Consider the following 17,866-nt stretch of genomic DNA (forward strand, 5'->3'; position numbering starts at 1 on the left):
GGTCTTTTGTGGATACTTTGATAGCACCAGTAATCAGTGCTCTCAAAGAAAATCATGCCTCAGTAGATTCTGATGAGGTGTCACGTGCCTTTGTTGTTGCGCGGGATGCTCATCAGGGGCAACTTCGTAAATCAGGTGAGGAATACATAACCCACCCAGTCGCTGTTGCTGAAATCCTTGCACACCTCGGCCTTAATCAACCTACTGTAATCGCTGCTCTTCTGCATGACACCGTTGAAGATACGCAATATTCACTCACTCAATTACGAATCGATTTTGGTGATGAAGTCGCAAACTTGGTTGACGGTGTTACCAAGTTAGACAAGTTGGCCTATGGACCAACTGCCGAAGCAGAAACAGTTCGCAAGATGGTGATTGCAATGTCTCGTGACATCCGAGTACTTGTAATCAAGCTGGCAGATCGTTTACATAATGCGCGAACCTGGAAATATGTATCAGAAGAGAGTGCACTTCGAAAAGCACGTGAAACTTTGGATATTTACGCACCATTAGCTCATCGCCTAGGTATGAACGCGATTAAATGGGAACTCGAAGATCTTTCCTTTGAGGTGTTAGAGCCTAAGAAATTTGAGGAAATATCCCGCTTGGTCGCCGAACGTTCTCCATCGCGTGACGCCTTAACCGAAGAGGTAATTGTTTCGGTCAAAGAGGATCTTCAGCGAGACAGTATCGATGCAACCGTAACTGGCCGCAATAAACACTTTTTCTCTGTGTATCAAAAGATGGTTGTTCGAGGACGAGAATTCAACGAAATCTATGACCTAGTCGGTATACGAGTATTAGTAAATGATGTTCGCGATTGTTATGCGGTGCTCGGTTCTATTCACGCGCGCTGGAGTCCTGTTCCGGGACGTTTCAAGGATTACATCGCGATGCCGAAGTTCAATTTGTACCAGTCCCTGCATACAACTGTAATTGGTCCGACTGGAAAAGCCATTGAGATACAAATTCGAACCTATGACATGCATGCACGAGCAGAATTTGGTATCGCAGCACATTGGAAATACAAGCAGGGACCGGAGAACACTGAAAGCTCTCCTGAAATGCTGTGGCTCCGCCAGTTGCATGAATGGCAAAAAGAGACAGAAGATCCGTCTGAATTTCTGGAAGCGTTACGTTTTGATTTGGGGTCGCCGGAGGTTTTCGTATTTACGCCTAAGGGGAGTGTTGTCGCTTTACCTGGTGGTTCGACCCCGGTGGACTTTGCATTTTCTGTTCACACAGATGTGGGACTTCGATGTGCTGGCGCTAAGGTAAATGGTCGCTTAGTTCCGCTGGATTCCCGTTTAAACAATGGTGATGTGGTTGAAATCGTCACTAACAAAAGTGAATCCGCGGGCCCGAGTCGCGATTGGCTTAATTTTGTTAAGAGCCCCCGAGCTCGTTCAAAGATAAAGGCGTGGTTTAGCAAGGAGCGTCGCGAAGAAGCCATAGATGCAGGTCGGGAATCTATCGCTCGACAAATGCGTAAAGCGGGATTACCTCTGCAAAAAATATTTGCAGGTCATTCTTTACTGGAATTAGCACACGAACTTCGATACCCAGATATTGATGGGTTGTATTCAGCGGTGGGGGATGGCTATGTCTCTGCTGCATCTATTATCGATAAGTTGGTCACAGCATTAGGCGCAGAAGACTCACACCCTGAGCCAACGATGGAAGTTTTTCCAAATCGGGCACCCACCACGCGACGTTCTAGCAATGCGATTGATGTCGAAGGTGCAGACGATGTACTGGTAAAACTTGCACGCTGTTGTACTCCAGTTCCTGGTGATCAAATTATGGGCTTCATAACTAAGGGCAGCGGAGTATCAATTCATCGAACGGATTGTACTAACGCTCATGATTTACAGATCCATCAATTAGATCGGGTTGTAAATGTTAAATGGCGCTTAGGCGCGTCGTCAGTATTTCTAGTTAACATCCAAGTTGAGGCTTTAGATCGTGCATCCTTGCTTGCAGATGTAACACGTACATTGTCTGATCAGCACGTAAATATTCTCAGTGCAGCTGTGAGCACGTCAAAGGATCGAACTGCCTTTTCACGATTTACATTTGAAATGGCAGATGCAACTCATCTAGATGCAGTTTTGGCCGCTGTCCGTAGCATCGAAGGCGTCTACGATGTTTACCGAACAACCAATAACTAATTGAATTCGGCTAAACCCTTTTCAGCCTCCGCTAACCAGACCTTTCGAGCCGTTGCAGATTCTGCTGCTTCTTCAGATTTCTTTGTGTTACCGCTAGCGGCAAACTTTGCTGCAGCCTTTTCATAATTGGCGATAGATTCAGTTAACTGTGCAACAACCTCTTCGGCTCGCTTCTTTGCAGCAGGATCAGTTTTGCGCCAAACATCGGCTTCAGCTTGCTTAACAACGGATTCAACCTGGGCAACTCGTGCATCAAGAGCTGCGCGCTTATCGCGATGAGTCATCCCAATCTTTTCCCACGCGCGTAGATGCTCGTTCAACACCTTACGTGATTCCTTCACATCGGTTATAGGAAGCACAGCTTCGATCAAAACTAACAACTCTTCACGCTTAGCCAAATTTGCAGCCATAGTGACATCGCGTTTTTCAAGATCAGCATTTTTTGCGGCAAAGAATTGATCTTGAGCACCTTTGAAGCGTAACCATAACTTTGCATCATCATTTCGCTTACCGCGTCCAGATGCTTTCCAAAAATCCATCAAGGCTTTGAAGCGCTTTGCGGTCGGAACCCATTCAGTCGAGGTAGCAAGTTTTTCGGCTTCTTCTACGATAGCTTTTTTAGCATCTGCAACTACTGATTGTGTTGCTTCTAATGCTGCAAAATGTGTACGGCGACGCTTGTCGAATTTATTGCGAGAAGAAGAAAAACGTTTCCACAGATCAGCATCAGCCTTCTTATCAAGACGAGGGGCAGCCTTCCATTCATCAAGAAGTACTTTCAAACGGTCGCCAGTACTCTTCCAACTCTCTGAGAGAGCTAGTCCTTCAGCCTCGACGACAATCTTTTCTTTTTCAACAATTATCTGTTCGCGGCGTGCTGCTTTAGCGGCTGCTTCGGCCGCTTTTTTTGCTTCGAATGCTTCGCGATGTCCTTCGATCAAGGGTTCGATCTGTTCGACAGATGCAGCTAGAGCTTCTAGATCGCCCACACCATTAAGTTCCTTAACTTGATCACGTAATTTTTTGACCGCTGCATATGCATCCGATGGGACCATTGCGCCACTCTTAATTCGTGCTGCAAGCAGTGCTACCTCTGCTGCGAGAACTTCAAATTTACGAACAAAATATGCGAGCGCCTCTTCGGCAGATTTACCTGGATACGAACCAACAGCAGTTTCACCGTGTGATGTGCGAACAAACACTGTTCCATCTTCTGCGACTCGACCAAAAGCTGAAGGATCTCCGATCAACGCACTTGCTGCGCTGGCCTGTTGTGGGAAATTCATATCTGTCATGAGAGTGATCCTTTCAGCGCGTTTCTTCTGTATGAAGTTCGCTATGTGGTGGGTGCGATGCTTAGAAGTTTCATCACTTCTGAGCGTGGGTAGAGGGTGTATTCGTGTGCAAAAGGTACCCTGTCTCATGGTGTGAGCGTCAATCGCACCCTAATTTGAGCGTGGAATGGGGAGGGATGCGTGATGCTGGTCGACTCATTTGCCGCCCCAATGTTTGCCACCAACTGCTGGGTGATCGCAACCGAGCCTGGTTCCGAATGCGTTGTAATAGATCCAGGTATGCCCGATGTCTCGCACCAATTGACGGAGCTTTTAGAAAAACATAATTTGAAACCAATCGCTGTCATTGCCACCCATGGCCACCTCGACCATACCTTTTCCATTCAGTCGATTGCCGATGGTTATGGAATCCCTTCTTACATTCACAGTGAAGATCGCGCATTCCTAGCTAATCCGGAAAAGCTGCATGGTCCTGAATATGCCGGAATCTTGTCCGGATTAAACTTTACTGAGCCAGAAGAAGTTCGAGAACTTCGAAATGGTGATGTAATTGATCTTGTCGGTCTTTCGTTCAAGGCAATACATGCACCGGGTCATACCCGTGGTTCTCTGATGTTTGAAGTTTCCAATGAGGTATTAGTCAGCGGGGATGTCCTATTTGCTGGTTCTATTGGACGTACAGATTTACCAACAGGCTCGGCTAAAGATATGGAAGAAACATTGCGTAAAAAAGTAGTGCCTTTATCAGATCATTTACGTGTGCTACCTGGACATGGACCAGATACAACGATGTTGAGTGAGAAGAAGAATAATCCTTACTTGAAGAGTTTGGCGGGTCGATACTAATGTCGGGACAAAAAATATCTGCACCAAAAGGTGTTAGCGAATACGTTCCAAGCAGATCCAGTGCCTTTGAATTTGTGCGAGAGAGTTTGATTGCTCCTGCAAAGTTGGCTGGGTATCACTTAATTGAGCTACCAGTTTTTGAAGATACGGAACTCTTTACGCGCGGTGTTGGCGAATCTACAGATGTCGTATCAAAGGAAATGTATACATTTGAAGATCGTGGTGGGCGTTCTATAACTTTACGCCCCGAAGGAACTGCCGGTGTCATGCGTGCAGTGATCGAACATGGTTTAGATCGTGGACAATTGCCAGTCAAAGTTTGGTACTCGGGACAATTCTTTCGAGCAGAGCGACCTCAGGCTGGTCGCTACCGCCAGTTCTATCAAGTTGGAATTGAAGCGATTGGCTTAGATGATCCTGCAATTGATGCAGAGGTAATCGCAATTGCTGATGCAGGATTCAAGGCCATTGGATTAAGCAAATATCGCCTAGAGATTACCTCGCTCGGCGATGCTGAATCTCGAGCTGCACATCGAATCGATTTGGTTGAATTCATTTCAAAACTCACATTGGATGAAGCAACAGCGGCTCGGGCGTTAATTAATCCACTTCGCCTTTTTGACGATAAGCGAGAAGAGATGCGTAAGACCATGTCTGATGCACCATTGTTGATCAACTATCTCAATGATCAATCGCGTCAACAATTTGATCAATTGCAAAGATATCTTGATGCGTTGGGAATTTCCTATGTCGTTAACCCTCGGATGGTTCGTGGGTTGGATTACTACACCGGCACTACTTTTGAGTTTGTTCACGAACTACTTGGTGCCCAATCGGGCATCGGTGGGGGTGGGAGATATGACGGATTGATGGAACAGCTTGGCGGGCAATCTCTTTCGGGTATTGGATTTGGGCTAGGAGTTGATCGTGCCCTGTTGGCGGCAGAAGCCGAGGGATTAATTGGAAGCGATGCATTTGTTTCGGATCTTTTTATTATTCCCTTGGGGGATGCGGCTAAAGTCAAAGCGCTCACTATTGCTGCTGATTTACGAGCTAATGGCAAAACTGTCGAAATAGCTTTTGGGGATCGTGCGCTAAAGGGAGCCATGAAGGGTGCGGATAAGAGTGGTGCCACGCACGTTATTGTTCTTGGAGATTCAGAGATTTCCAGCGGAAATGTTGAATTAAAAGAGATGAATTCTGGGCACACATCTTCAGTTAAGATTGACTCATTGCTCGAAGCACTCTAAATCGGAAAAATTGGACTAATTAATGTTGCGTACACATGAAGCTGGATCACTTCGAAAATCCTATGCGGGTCAGACAGTAACCCTTGCCGGATGGGTATCACGTCGTCGAGATCACGGTGGTGTTGCGTTTATCGATCTTCGTGACGCATCGGGATCTGTCCAAGTAGTTATTCGCGATGAAAAAGTTGCAGGATCTTTACGAGCAGAGTGGTGCTTACTTATTACGGGCGAAGTAGTTGCCCGACCCGATGGAAACCAGAATACAAATATTGCTACAGGTGACATTGAAGTTATGGGTGACACGGTTGTTGTCTTATCAGAATCAGCGCCTCTCCCATTTCCAATTGATAGCGGTGATGATGCTGAAATCAACGAAGAGGTTCGGCTGCGCTACCGGTATCTGGACCTGCGTCGCGAAAAGCCGGCGCACAACCTTCGCTTACGTTCAAAGGTAACATCGACGATTCGTCGCGTGATGGAGGAAGAAACTTTCCTTGAGATAGAAACACCTTATTTGACCAGGTCAACACCAGAAGGTGCGCGAGACTTCTTGGTTCCAGTACGTCTGCAGCCCGGAAGTTGGTATGCGTTACCTCAATCGCCTCAATTGTTTAAGCAATTGTTGATGGTTGCAGGCATGGAAAAGTACTATCAAATTGCTCGCTGTTTCCGTGACGAAGATTTCCGCGCTGATCGTCAGCCAGAGTTCACCCAGTTAGATATCGAAATGTCTTTCATCGATCAGGAAGATATTTTGTCGGTAGCTGAAAAGATTGTTGCTCGTGTATGGAAAGAGACCGTTGATTACGATATTCCTCTTCCACTAAAACGCATGACATATGCAGATGCAATGACACACTATGGATCTGATAAACCAGATTTGCGCTTTGCAAATCAACTAGTGGATCTCACCTCATTTTTCGCGGAAACACCTTTTAGGGTTTTCCAAGCAGCATATGTAGGTGCTGTTGTTATGCCTGGGGGAGCATCATCTGCTCGTCGTGAGTTAGATGCGTGGCAGGACTGGGCGAAGGCACGTGGCGCTAAGGGACTTGCGTACATTCTGGTCAATGATGATGGCACCTTAGGTGGCCCAGTTTCCAAAAATTTATCAGAGCAAGAAACAGCAGGAGTGGTTGAGGCTGCAGGTGCCAAATCAGGAGATGCAATTTTCTTTGCAGCTGGTGATCGCACACCTTCTTTAAATCTTTTAGGTGCGGTTCGGTTAGAAATAGGAAAGCGCTGTGGATTAATCCCTGATGGTAAATGGGAATTTCTATGGGTTGTAGATGCGCCAATGTTTGAGCCAACAGATAACGGTGGCTGGACAGCTGTTCATCACCCATTCACTGGTCCAAAACCAGAATTTGCTGCCACATTTAAATCTGATCCAGCATCAGCCCTTGCCTATGCCTATGACATTGTCTTGAATGGAACTGAATTAGGTGGTGGATCGATTCGTATTCATGACCGCACTATTCAAAAGGATGTTTTCTCGGTAATCGGGTTAACTGATGAAGAGGCAAACAGTAAATTTGGATTCTTGTTGGAGGCATTTAACTATGGACCTCCTCCACATGGCGGAATCGCACTTGGTTTAGATCGCGTATGTGCGTTATTGACTGGATCAGATTCGATCCGTGAAGTAATTGCATTCCCTAAGACTGCAAGTGGTGGAGATCCATTAACAGGAGCACCTACTCCGATCACTCCTGCTCAACGAAAAGAGAGCGGAATCGACTGGGTTCCACAAGCAGCTGCAACACCTACTAAATCACCTCAGGAAAGTTAAGGGTCAGGTAGGCTAGCGATATGGGTCCAGGCGGAATTGCGACGATAATTGCAGCATCATCACTAGCTGTAATTGCATTGGCTATTGCATATGTGGTCGTCCGATTTGGTCGATTAATCGACGAGGCGAAGCTTTCGCTCAAAGCAATAACTGATGAAGCTGCACCTTTAATCGATGAGGTTCACACCACTGTTACCTTGGTCAATGGTCCGTTACACAGCATTAATCGTGTCACCAAGAATATTGAAGATCTATCAGACAAGGTGAACGAGGCAACAACAGGATTTATTAATAAGAATGGTTCTGCTGTAAAAGTGGCTGGCGCACTCTTGTCTGCGGCTCAAATAAACAAGGGCCGTGCAAAGAAGAAGAAGGCTGAGTGATCGTAACTAGTGGAATCCGCCGAGATCCGTTCGCGCTGGCTGCGCTTTTTTGAATCTGATAACCGTCAAGGTTTAACTCATACAGTTGTCGCGTCGGCATCTTTGATTGCCGATGATCCTAATTTGTTGTTAGTAAATGCTGGCATGGTTCCGTTCAAGCCATTCTTTTTGGGCGAAGTGACCCCGCCGTACAAACGCGCCACATCTGTTCAAAAGTGTGTTCGAACATTGGACATAGATGAAGTTGGAAAAACCACGCGGCATGCATCATTTTTTCAAATGTGCGGAAATTTTTCTTTTGGAGATTATTTTAAAGAGGGAGCTATTGCACTTGCGTGGGAGCTTTTAACTCGATCTATCGCGGATGGGGGATATGGTTTTCCGGAAGATAAATTGTGGGTAACTGTTTATCTAGATGATGATGAGGCAGCTGATATTTGGCATAAAAAGATTGGTGTGCCTAAGGAACGAATTCAGCGCCGAGATATGGCTGATAACTTCTGGTCGATGGGTGTACCTGGTCCATGCGGACCGTGTTCTGAGATTTATTATGATCGTGGTCCGGCATATGGCGCTGAAGGTGGACCGATTGCTGATGAGAATAGATATTTGGAGATTTGGAACCTTGTTTTCATGCAGAACGAACGTGGTGCCGGTGGCGGAAAAGATAGTTATCCGATTTTGGGCGAGCTTCCGGCAAAAAGTATTGATACTGGACTTGGACTAGAGCGAACAGCCGCATTGTTACAAGGTGTTGAGAATATTTATGAGATAGATACAACAATTATGATCCTCAATCGTGCATCGGAATTGACCGGTGTTAAGTACGGATTTTCCGAGAAATCAGATATTGCGCTACGCGTTATTGCAGACCATGCGCGCACATCAGCGATGCTAATTGGTGATGGGGTTACGCCCGGAAATGAAGGCCGTGGCTATGTGTTGCGCCGAATGATGCGCAGAACTATTCGTAATATGCGGCTGCTTGGATCTATGGATCCGATCATGTCCGAGTTAACGGTTTCTGCAATCGCAGCTATGGGACCTCAGTACCCCGAATTGGTTGCGGACAAGAAGCGCATTGTGTCGGTCAGCGTTTCAGAGGAAGAAAGCTTCTTGCAGACTCTTAAGAGTGGAACACAGATTTTTGACCTAGCGTCAGTTGCTCTAAAAAAGAGTAAAGCAACCGTTCTGCCAGGAGATGAAGTTTTCAAACTTCACGATACCTACGGATTCCCATTTGATTTAACCCTGGAAATGGCACGCGAAGAGGGCCTTGAAGTCGACGAAGATGGTTTCCGCCGATTGATGAAGGAACAAAAGGATCGCGCGAAAGCAGATGCAAAAGCGAAAAAATCGGGCCACACAGATGTATCCGTTTATAAGGCGATTGCTGACAAGAGTGGTAAAAGCGAATTTATTGGATATGCCCAGCAAAGTTCTGAAGCTAAGTTAACTGGCATTGTTGTGGACGGAATAGGGGTTGCTACTGCATCAGAAGGTGATGATGTCGAGCTAATTCTTAACCGAACACCATTTTATGCCGAAGGTGGTGGCCAGTTAGCTGATGGCGGTCGCGTTACCTTGAGTAACGGCGCGATTGTTGAGATTGAAGATGTTCAATCACCAGTTCCGGGATTGTCAGTTCACCGGGGCCGAGTAATTAACGGATCCGTTGAAGTAGGCAGTGATGTTCTTGCTGAAATTGATGTCGAACGTCGTCATGCGATTTCTCGCGCACACACTGCTACACACATGGTTCACAAAGCATTCCGTGAAATTCTTGGTGAAACAGCCACTCAAGCAGGTTCTGAAAACTCACCAGGTCGTTTCAGATTTGATTTCCCTGCAACCGGTTCTGTGCCAGTAAGTGTTTTGAATGAGGTTGAATCTCGGGTGAATACGCTCTTGCTTGATAACCTTGAAGTAACCGCCGAAAGTATGAGTCAAGCAAAAGCGAAAGAACTCGGCGCTATGGCGTTGTTTGGTGAAAAATATGGCGATGTTGTTCGGGTAGTAAGCGTTGGCGATTGGGCTCGCGAATTATGCGGTGGTACTCACGTAGCACGCTCCGGACAATTAGGAGTTATCAAGTTACTCAGTGAATCCTCAATCGGAGCCGGTGTTCGACGCGTTGAAGCACTTGTTGGTGTTGATGCTTACAAATTCCTGGCTCGTGAACATATCTTGTTGAATTCGCTCACCGAATTGATAAAGGGTGCACGCACCGAGGAGCTACCCGAAAGAATTGCTGACTTACTCAATAAGATGAAAGAGATTGAGAAGGAGTTGGCAGCTGTTCGTTCTGCTCAGGCTCTGGCACAAGTTGGGGATCTTGCCAAGACGGCCGCGGTCATTAATGGAGTTTCCTTCATCTCTTCAGTGATTGCGGATGGTGTTTCTGGAGATGATCTGCGCAAGATTGCGATCGATCTGCGCTCTCGTAATGATAAAGCTGTAGTAGCTCTTATCAGTGCTAACGAAGGTAAACCAGTATTAGTGGTAGCAACTAGTGAAGGCGCACGTGCTAACGGCGTAAAGGCTGGAGCGTTGGTGAAGATTGGCTCAACAGTTCTTGGCGGTGGCGGTGGCGGCAAGGATGATTTTGCACAAGGTGGCGGAACCGACGCAACAAAGTCACTAGAAGCTCTGACTGCGATCTCTAACGCACTCATTGGATAGATGATGCTTCGCGGACGTCGTATCGCATTTGATTATGGTGATGTTCGTATTGGTGTGGCGGTAAGTGATCCCGATTCAATTCTGTCATCTCCGCTAACCACACTAAAAGCTACAGATAAGAGTTTGCTTAAGCAGATTTCCGAAATTCTCGCGGACATCGAACCAGTAGCAATTTATGTTGGACGTCCAGCATTGTTGAGTGGAAATGATGGATCAGCCACAGAAAAGGCTACTCAATTCGGTGCAGTATTGAGCACCATCACCCAGGTACCAATCGAAATGATCGATGAGCGTATGAGCACTGTGAGTGCGGCTCGTAATTTGCGTGAGGCCGGTCGCAACGCAAGAGATTCCAAAGACGCAATTGATATGGCGGCGGCGGTGGCTATTTTAGATTTCGCACTTGAGATTGAAAAAAGAAAGTGAAATTTAGACTTCTCGTTATTTCGATTCTTATTGTGGCGGGCGGCGTTTTTTTGGTCGTTCGATCAGGACCTAGTATCGCACCAGATTTTGAGACGATGGCCACCGTTGATGGTAAGCCAGAAGTTGTCATAGACATTCCTGCAGGTTCATCGGGTTCAGCGATTGCACGGTTGCTGTTTGAAAAAGGGATCATCAAATCCTCAGAGTCATATTTTCGTGTGGCTGTAGGCGACAAGCGATCAGAATCAGTAGCACCCGGAAATCACCGTTTGACGCTTCAAATTTCGGCTAAACAAGCACTCGAACAGTTGCTGGATTCGAATCGTATTCCAAACCTAATTCGAATTTATGAAGGTGGCTGGAAGAGTGAAGTAACAACAGAACTTCTTGATTATGGATTCCCTAGACCGGAAATAGCTCAGGCATTTAAATCGGTCGTTCTACCAAAGGGTTTTAACGATTCTGAAGGCTTGCTCTTTCCTGCTCAATACAGTTTTACGAAAGGTACGACTGCGCTTCAAGCTATTCAGGCAATGGTTGATCGATTTATGGCTGAATCAATCGCCAAGGAATTGCTGTTAGGAACCAAGGAATTTTCTTCCTTGCAGCTACTAACTATTGCGTCGATAATCCAGGCAGAAGGAGATGAAAAGGATTTTGCCAAAATATCCCAGGTTATTCGCAATCGTCTAAAAATTGGAATGCCACTGCAAATGGATTCAACTGTCCACTTTGTGAAAGGGGTTCGCGGGCAAATTTTCTTAAGCTCAAAATCAACGTTATTAAATTCGCCATATAACACCTACAGAAAGTATGGCTTGCCACCAGGACCTATTGGCAGCCCAGGCGTAGCTGCCATGACAGCAGCCTTGAAACCCACAGTCGGGGACTGGCTGTATTTCATTACAGTTGCACCTGGAGATACACGTTTTACGAAATCCAATGATGAATTTAATACGTGGAAAGCTCTATACATAAAGAACAGAAAGGCAGGTGCATTCGATTGATCTCTGCTGGTGTTTTGGGTTCGCCTATATCGCATTCACTGAGTCCGCTGCTGCATAACGCCGCGTATAAGTTTTTGGGCGTTGATGCATCGTATTCGGCCTTTGAAGTTCAATCAGGAAATTTACAAAGTTTTCTGGATACAGATGGGTCGGCCTTAAATTGCCTATCTCTGACAATGCCCTTAAAAGAAGAAGCCATATCAATCGCGAATTCTATTTCAGATGTCTCTCGAAGAATTCAAAGCGGAAATACCCTTCATAAGGTTGCGGGTTTGTGGAATCTGACCAGTACTGATGTTGAAGGCTTTTTACAGGCACTAAGGTTCAATCAGAGAGATGCCACAGGGAATGTTTTGATACTTGGCGCTGGTGCAACGGCTCGTGCGATTGTTGCAGGATGCAATGGAGTCAGTACCACGGTAACCGTTGTGAATCGCAACTCGAAAAGAGAAGAAGCCATCAGACAAGCTGCGCCAAGTTTGAGTATGGACTTTATCGCTTGGGATTCAGAGATCAACTTCGATCAATTCGATTTAGTAGTCAACACAACTCCAGGTGATTCCGCTACACAATTTGTGGACAAGATCGATTCAGCACGTGGAACATTTTTTGAGGTTCTTTACAATCCTTGGCCAACCCAGTTGTTAGCACATTGGCGTTTGGCTGGTGGTTATGGCATTGATGGCCTAGATCTGCTGATACATCAAGCTATCTCACAGGTAGAGATCTTTACGTCACTCACAGTAGAAAGAGATCAGTTAGCAAAGATTCTGCGCGAGGTAGGCGAGCAGGCGCTTTCTTAATCCACAGCTGATTCTTTTGAGAGCGCAGCGCTGTAACTTGGCGAAGTGAATGTTGCTCTGTTATTGCTTGCGATACCGATATGTATCGCCGACATGCACTCACTCGTTATTCCGAATATCTACACAAAGTTGCTGGCTTACATAACACTGGTGCACCTTACTATTTTCGGATTTAGTCGCTTGTCCAATGTCGTTACATCGTCCGCAGTTTTAGTTTTCCTCGTAGTCTTCGGAATAGGTATGGGTGACATCAAGCTGCTGGGGCTGATCTTGATCACGCATCCATATAGTGCAATCGAATTTGTGGGGAGCATTCTTGTATTGGCGATGGTTCACATAGTGGTACTAATTGCATTTCGTCGTGGAATTCCATCGAAAATCCCCTTGGCACCAAGTATTTTCGTAGGCTTCTTAAGTTATTTGGCAACGAGGTAGTGCCGATATCTGCAACAATATGCACATGCGTTGGCTAACAGCTGGTGAGTCTCATGGACAGGCATTAAGCGCCATTGTCGAAGGAATTCCTGCGTCGGTTTCAGTTACAACAGCAGATATTGATTTTCATTTACAGCGTCGCCGCTTAGGTGTGGGTCGAGGGGCTCGTCAAAATTTTGAAGCAGATAAAGTCACGATTCTCGGTGGTGTGCGTCTTGGTTTAACTCAGGGCGGACCAATTGCAATTCAGGTTGGTAATTCAGAATGGCCAAAGTGGGAAAAAGTGATGTCAGCCGATCCTGTGCCAGATGATGAAATCAAAGACCTAGCACGCAACGCTCCATTGACTCGCCCGCGTCCAGGTCATGCAGATTTGGTAGGAATGCAAAAATACGCCTTGGATGATGCTCGGGCAATCTTAGAGCGTGCCAGCGCGCGCGAAACTGCTGCTCGTGTTGCACTTGGAGCTGTAGCTCGAAACTTTTTGCAGCAATCGGTAGGGATAACAATTCTTAGTCATGTACTTTCAATTGGATCTGTCCGCGTGGCCGATGATGCTGCCCTGCCAGAAGCTGGCGACATGACAAAAATCGATGAAGATCCAGTTAGATGTGCTGATTCAGTGACAAGTGCGAAGATGATTACAGAAATCGAAAGCGCACATCGCGATGGCGATACCTTGGGCGGAGTTGTAGAAGTTTTGGCGTTCAACATGCCACCTGGATTGGGATCGCATGTTCATTGGGATCGTCGTCTTGATTCAAAATTAGCGGGCGCGGTTATGGGAATTCAAGCAATTAAAGGCGTAGAAATCGGCGACGGTTTCAGGACTGCAACACGTCGTGGATCAGTTGCGCACGATGAAATCGAAAAGGATTCAACTGGAAAGATTGTTCGTCGCACTGATCGTGCGGGAGGAACTGAAGGTGGAATGTCTAACGGTGAAATTCTGCGAGTACGTGCGGCAATGAAGCCAATTTCGACTGTTCCTAAGGCTCTAGATACCATCGATGTTGCAACAGGTGAGCCAGCAAAAGCGATTAATCAAAGATCCGATGTGTGCGCAGTTCCAGCCGCAGGTGTGGTTGCCGAAGCTATGGTTGCATTGGTGTTAGCAGAAGTTGTCCTCGAAAAGTTTGGTGGGGATTCGGTTACTGAAACTCGCCGCAACTTTGAGTCCTACATCGCCAACCTGAACTTTAAGTAACTGCAACGCCATGACACGTATTGTTTTAATAGGTGCACCAGGCAGCGGCAAAAGCACGGTCGGCGTTGCCTTGGCAGCGCATCTACAGTGGCCTTTCGTCGACACAGATGCCTTGATTGAATTAAAGGAATCGAAAAAGATCACGGATCTTTTTGTCGAAAATGGCGAGGAGTATTTTCGTTCCGTAGAATTTGCAGCCTTACAAGAGGTGCTCCGAGAAGAATCCGCCGTTATTAGTCTCGGCGGTGGCGCTCCAATCTCTGAAAGTGCTCAAGCTGCTTTGCAGTCATCGAACTCAGTCGTCGTGTTTTTGGATGTCTCATTAGCAACCGCTGCTCCGCGAGTTGGATTTAACCGCGATCGACCTTTACTACTAGGCAATCCACGTGCCCAATGGCAGGCGCTATCTGAACAGAGAAGGCCGATATACGAGAAACTTGCGACGCAATCAATTAAAGTTGATGACATGACTGTGGATGAAATAATCGCGATTATTGAGTCGAGTTTGTCATGACGAATATTTCGGTAAATGCTGAGCATTCATATCAAGTCAAGTTCACAGACACTTGGCGCAAAGATCTGTCAGAGATCCTCGAAGCAAGAGTTCGAGTCGCAATAATTGTTTCGGAAACATATTCACCTGATTTAACAGATCTTATGAATTTGGAATCAGAAATTCATGTTTTTCAAGTCCCTGATGGAGAAGATGGTAAGAATATTGCGACTCTCCACAAATTGTGGAATTGGCTTGGAGCAGCAGGATTTACCCGTTCGGACTTAATAGTCGGTATCGGTGGGGGAGCGATAACTGATGTGGCAGGGTTTGTTGCAGCCTCTTGGTTGCGCGGTCTTGATTGGGTTGCAGTACCAACATCGCTAGCGGGAATGGTTGACGCCTCAGTGGGCGGTAAAACCGGAATTAATTCTGATTACGGAAAGAATTTGATCGGAGCTTTTCATTCCCCAATAGCAGTAGTTATTGACACAGAATTTTTGAAAACTCTTTCTGACCGTGATTTTGCCGCAGGTATGGCTGAAGTCATCAAGTGTGGCTTCATTGCAGATACTGCAATCCTTGATCTAGCTGCCTTACATACTGTCGAATCGCTACGAACGAATCCGCCAGTGGTATCTGAATTAGTTCAGCGAGCAGTCACAGTTAAGGCGCATGTAGTTTCAGCGGATTTCAAAGAGAGTTTTGTGCGTGAAGCACTAAATTACGGTCATACATTGGGCCATGCAATTGAAATTCACTCTAAGTTTCAACTTCGTCATGGTGAAGCGGTTTCCATTGGACTTGTTTATGCAGCAGAACTTGCAGCGATGCGGGGCCTGATAACTGAAGCTGAACTATCGCTGCATCGCAGTATTTTATTGTCGTATGGATTGCCTATTACTTTTGAAAGGCAAGCGTGGCAGAAACTTGCACCGCTGCTTGCCTTAGATAAGAAAGCTCGTGGTAACACCATCAGATTTGTTGCACTCAATGGGATCGGTTCAACCATTAGACTTGAAGATTTAACCTCCGCCGAACTCGACAGCGCATATGAGAGAATTAGCTTATGAAGTTATTAGTGCTTAACGGTCCCAATTTGTCCCGTTTAGATATCCGTGATTCCTCCATTTATGGTGACCTTAATTACGCCGAATTGAAATCTATGATTGAGATTGCAGGCAGTAAGCACGGTTTCGAAGCTGATGTTCGGCAAAGTGATGATGAAGCAACGATTATCAAATGGCTACATGAGGCTGCAGATACAAATACTCCGGTCATCATTAATCCAGCCGCGTTCACTCATTATTCCTATGCAATACGAGATGCTGCAGAGCTCGTTAAGGCACCATTAATCGAGGTCCATCTTTCGAATCCTTTGTCTCGTGAAGAGTTCCGTCACACATCGGTGATTTCAGGTGTGGCCAATGGAACTATTGGTGGATTTGGGCCTAATTCGTATGTATTGGCCATCATCGCAATGCAAAATCTGCAAGCCAAGTAACAAAGCACCCCATCGGAACGGGTATCCTTAGTTCCTCAATTACTATTGAATTAAACCAAAGAGATAAAGAGCGGGTGGATTAGCTGTGGCATCAACAAATGATCTTAAAAATGGAATGACGTTGGATATCGAAGGCCAACTGTGGACAGTTGTTGAATTCCAACACGTGAAGCCTGGCAAGGGTCCGGCATTTGTTCGCACCAAGTTAAAGTCTGTTCTTAGCGGCAAAGTCGTGGATCGCACATATAACGCTGGCGTAAAAGTTGACGTCGCTATTCTTGAGAAGCGTGAAATGCAATACCTCTACAAGGAGGGTGACGATTTCGTGTTTATGGATACTAAAACTTATGACCAAATGACAATCAGCGCAGCTACTGTCGGAGATGCCGCAAATTACATGTTGGAAAATACGGAAGCAATCGTTGCGGTTAATGAAGGCAATCCGTTGTACATCGAACTTGCTGCCTCAGTGCCATTAAAAATTACCTACACAGAACCCGGAATCCAGGGAGATCGATCTTCTGGTGGAACTAAGCCAGCAACGGTTGAAACAGGAATTGAAATTCAAGTTCCACTTTTCATCAAGCAGGATGAAGTTGTTCTGGTTGATACACGTGACGGGTCTTACCAGGGTCGCGCTAACTAGTGTCTGCTCGTAGTAAGGCGCGCAAGCAGGCCTTAGATTTACTGTATGAAACAGATATTCGCGGTACCAACCTTGTTGAAACTTTAGAAGCACGAGATATTCCTGCCGAAGGACCTGATGCACGCCCTATTCGTGAATACACACGCGAGTTAGTTAACGGCGTTTCGGTTAACCGACGAAAGATTGATGAATTGATTACTACCTACGCCCAAGGTTGGGACATGGATCGTCTACCGGCAGTTGATCGCAATATTCTTCGCCTCGGTATCTACGAGATTTTATGGTCTACCTCGGTTCCGACCAGTGTTGCAATTGATGAGGCATTAGATTTAGCGAAGGAATTGTCGAGTGATGACTCATCAAAATATATCCATGGCGTATTGGGTCGAATCGCTAGCATCAAAGACACTATTTCGATCTAGGAAATTCATACTCTCGTAGAATCTGCTGTATCTCCTCTGACTTTAGCTCTGTAAAAAGTTCAAAGTTTTTGATGTCGTGCGCTCGGAGTGAAATCACCTCCCCATTCCAATCACCACGCAAACGAGCAATATTTCGAACAATCGCAGTTACTCTCTGTGCCCCCGGATTCGAAGTATTCAGAATCTTACGAATATCGATACAGACTCTTTCCTCGGCCAAGTACTTCTTTGGTGCTTCAAATAGTTCAGATATTGGAACTTCGTACAGACGAGCGATGGCTAGTAACTTGCGAGCACTAACTGAACGATCTCCTCGTTCGTAGGAGCCTAAAGCGATAGCTGAAATTTCACCGCTAGAGAGTTTGGCGGCTTGTCCAAGAGTGAGATGTCGAGCCTCTCGAATCAAGCGCATGCGTGTGTATAGTTCTTTGATCTCTATCTGAGCGTGAATTGTTGTCATAGCGGTAAAGGTAGGGCAGTGGCGACACCCTCTAATTTCGTTAT

General features: G+C 46.1%; 18 protein-coding genes. 16 read left to right on the forward strand and 2 right to left on the reverse strand.

The window, feature by feature from the left end; all coding sequences use genetic code 11:
- The first annotated feature begins 8 nt into the window (after positions 1–8).
- A complete protein-coding gene (locus AC9UGD_RS01170) occupies positions 9–2,171 on the forward strand; it encodes a RelA/SpoT family protein (protein ID WP_509568350.1) in 2,163 nt (720 codons plus the stop codon).
- On the opposite strand, the gene AC9UGD_RS01175 is transcribed toward AC9UGD_RS01170, so the two are convergent.
- Entirely contained in the window at positions 2,168–3,466 is a 1,299-nt protein-coding gene (locus AC9UGD_RS01175) for a DUF349 domain-containing protein (protein ID WP_509568351.1), read from the reverse strand. The genes AC9UGD_RS01170 and AC9UGD_RS01175 overlap by 4 nt on opposite strands.
- Positions 3,467–3,649: 183 nt before the next feature.
- On the opposite strand from AC9UGD_RS01175, the gene AC9UGD_RS01180 reads away from it, so the two are divergent.
- The 15 genes from AC9UGD_RS01180 (at position 3,650) to nusB (ending at position 17,362) form a co-directional block, all read left to right on the forward strand.
- Positions 3,650–4,312, forward strand: coding sequence for an MBL fold metallo-hydrolase (locus AC9UGD_RS01180; protein WP_509568595.1), 663 nt, complete (start codon positions 3,650–3,652; stop codon positions 4,310–4,312).
- Complete coding sequence (gene hisS, locus AC9UGD_RS01185) at positions 4,312–5,562, forward strand: histidine--tRNA ligase (RefSeq protein WP_509568353.1); 1,251 nt, start codon at positions 4,312–4,314, stop codon at positions 5,560–5,562. The genes AC9UGD_RS01180 and hisS overlap by 1 nt, the downstream gene beginning before the upstream one ends.
- Before the next feature lie 22 nt (positions 5,563–5,584).
- Positions 5,585–7,354 carry an aspartate--tRNA ligase gene (aspS, locus tag AC9UGD_RS01190; protein WP_509568355.1) on the forward strand — a complete coding sequence of 590 codons (1,770 nt, stop codon included), beginning with the start codon at positions 5,585–5,587 and terminating at the stop codon, positions 7,352–7,354.
- A 20-nt stretch (positions 7,355–7,374) separates the two neighbouring features.
- On the forward strand, positions 7,375–7,737 hold the full coding sequence (locus AC9UGD_RS01195) for a DUF948 domain-containing protein (protein ID WP_509568356.1): 363 nt from the start codon (positions 7,375–7,377) through the stop codon (positions 7,735–7,737).
- Positions 7,738–7,746: 9 nt separating this feature from the next.
- Positions 7,747–10,419 (forward strand): alanine--tRNA ligase, encoded by a 2,673-nt coding sequence (alaS, locus tag AC9UGD_RS01200; RefSeq protein ID WP_509568358.1) that lies wholly within the window; start codon positions 7,747–7,749, stop codon positions 10,417–10,419.
- A complete protein-coding gene (gene ruvX, locus AC9UGD_RS01205; RefSeq protein WP_509568359.1) occupies positions 10,420–10,845 on the forward strand; it encodes a Holliday junction resolvase RuvX in 426 nt (141 codons plus the stop codon).
- On the forward strand, positions 10,842–11,852 hold the full coding sequence (gene mltG, locus AC9UGD_RS01210; RefSeq protein ID WP_509568360.1) for an endolytic transglycosylase MltG: 1,011 nt from the start codon (positions 10,842–10,844) through the stop codon (positions 11,850–11,852). Before ruvX ends, mltG begins: the two co-directional genes overlap by 4 nt.
- On the forward strand, positions 11,849–12,655 hold the full coding sequence (locus tag AC9UGD_RS01215) for a shikimate dehydrogenase (protein ID WP_509568362.1): 807 nt from the start codon (positions 11,849–11,851) through the stop codon (positions 12,653–12,655). The genes mltG and AC9UGD_RS01215 overlap by 4 nt, the downstream gene beginning before the upstream one ends.
- A 45-nt stretch (positions 12,656–12,700) precedes the next feature.
- A complete protein-coding gene (locus AC9UGD_RS01220; RefSeq protein ID WP_509568364.1) occupies positions 12,701–13,090 on the forward strand; it encodes an A24 family peptidase in 390 nt (129 codons plus the stop codon).
- Between the two features lie 25 nt (positions 13,091–13,115).
- A complete protein-coding gene (gene aroC / locus AC9UGD_RS01225) occupies positions 13,116–14,297 on the forward strand; it encodes a chorismate synthase (protein ID WP_509568365.1) in 1,182 nt (393 codons plus the stop codon).
- A 10-nt stretch (positions 14,298–14,307) separates the two neighbouring features.
- The gene (locus tag AC9UGD_RS01230) at positions 14,308–14,811 is read left to right on the forward strand and encodes a shikimate kinase (protein ID WP_509568367.1); all 504 of its coding nucleotides are present in this window, start codon (positions 14,308–14,310) and stop codon (positions 14,809–14,811) included.
- Positions 14,808–15,863: a 3-dehydroquinate synthase gene (gene aroB / locus AC9UGD_RS01235; RefSeq protein ID WP_509568369.1), complete on the forward strand. Its 1,056-nt coding sequence runs from the start codon at positions 14,808–14,810 to the stop codon at positions 15,861–15,863. Before AC9UGD_RS01230 ends, aroB begins: the two co-directional genes overlap by 4 nt.
- On the forward strand, positions 15,860–16,294 hold the full coding sequence (locus AC9UGD_RS01240) for a type II 3-dehydroquinate dehydratase (protein ID WP_509568371.1): 435 nt from the start codon (positions 15,860–15,862) through the stop codon (positions 16,292–16,294). The genes aroB and AC9UGD_RS01240 overlap by 4 nt, the downstream gene beginning before the upstream one ends.
- 85 nt (positions 16,295–16,379) lie before the next feature.
- A complete protein-coding gene (gene efp / locus AC9UGD_RS01245) occupies positions 16,380–16,940 on the forward strand; it encodes an elongation factor P (protein WP_509568373.1) in 561 nt (186 codons plus the stop codon).
- Entirely contained in the window at positions 16,940–17,362 is a 423-nt protein-coding gene (gene nusB / locus AC9UGD_RS01250) for a transcription antitermination factor NusB (RefSeq protein WP_509568374.1), read from the forward strand. Before efp ends, nusB begins: the two co-directional genes overlap by 1 nt.
- Here nusB and AC9UGD_RS01255 read toward each other — a convergent pair.
- Positions 17,349–17,822 (reverse strand): helix-turn-helix domain-containing protein, encoded by a 474-nt coding sequence (locus AC9UGD_RS01255; RefSeq protein ID WP_509568376.1) that lies wholly within the window; start codon positions 17,820–17,822, stop codon positions 17,349–17,351. The genes nusB and AC9UGD_RS01255 overlap by 14 nt on opposite strands.
- Between the last annotated feature and the right edge of the window lie 44 nt (positions 17,823–17,866).

Origin of the sequence: Candidatus Planktophila sp. (assembly GCF_044232745.1) — a bacterium.
Classification (GTDB): domain Bacteria; phylum Actinomycetota; class Actinomycetes; order Nanopelagicales; family Nanopelagicaceae; genus Planktophila.

Excerpts from the sequence above, each read along its gene's own strand:
- hisS (WP_509568353.1), top strand. The coding sequence starts at position 4,312 with ATGTCGGGACAAAAAATATCTGCACCAAAAGGTGTTAGCGAATACGTT.
- AC9UGD_RS01255 (WP_509568376.1), bottom strand. The coding sequence starts at position 17,822 with ATGACAACAATTCACGCTCAGATAGAGATCAAAGAACTATACACACGC.
- AC9UGD_RS01240 (WP_509568371.1), top strand. The coding sequence starts at position 15,860 with ATGAAGTTATTAGTGCTTAACGGTCCCAATTTGTCCCGTTTAGATATC.
- AC9UGD_RS01195 (WP_509568356.1), top strand. The coding sequence starts at position 7,375 with ATGGGTCCAGGCGGAATTGCGACGATAATTGCAGCATCATCACTAGCT.
- aroB (WP_509568369.1), top strand. The coding sequence starts at position 14,808 with ATGACGAATATTTCGGTAAATGCTGAGCATTCATATCAAGTCAAGTTC.
- aspS (WP_509568355.1), top strand. The coding sequence starts at position 5,585 with ATGTTGCGTACACATGAAGCTGGATCACTTCGAAAATCCTATGCGGGT.
- ruvX (WP_509568359.1), top strand. The coding sequence starts at position 10,420 with ATGATGCTTCGCGGACGTCGTATCGCATTTGATTATGGTGATGTTCGT.
- AC9UGD_RS01175 (WP_509568351.1), bottom strand. The coding sequence starts at position 3,466 with ATGACAGATATGAATTTCCCACAACAGGCCAGCGCAGCAAGTGCGTTG.
- aroC (WP_509568365.1), top strand. The coding sequence starts at position 13,116 with ATGCGTTGGCTAACAGCTGGTGAGTCTCATGGACAGGCATTAAGCGCC.
- AC9UGD_RS01230 (WP_509568367.1), top strand. The coding sequence starts at position 14,308 with ATGACACGTATTGTTTTAATAGGTGCACCAGGCAGCGGCAAAAGCACG.
- AC9UGD_RS01180 (WP_509568595.1), top strand. The coding sequence starts at position 3,650 with ATGCTGGTCGACTCATTTGCCGCCCCAATGTTTGCCACCAACTGCTGG.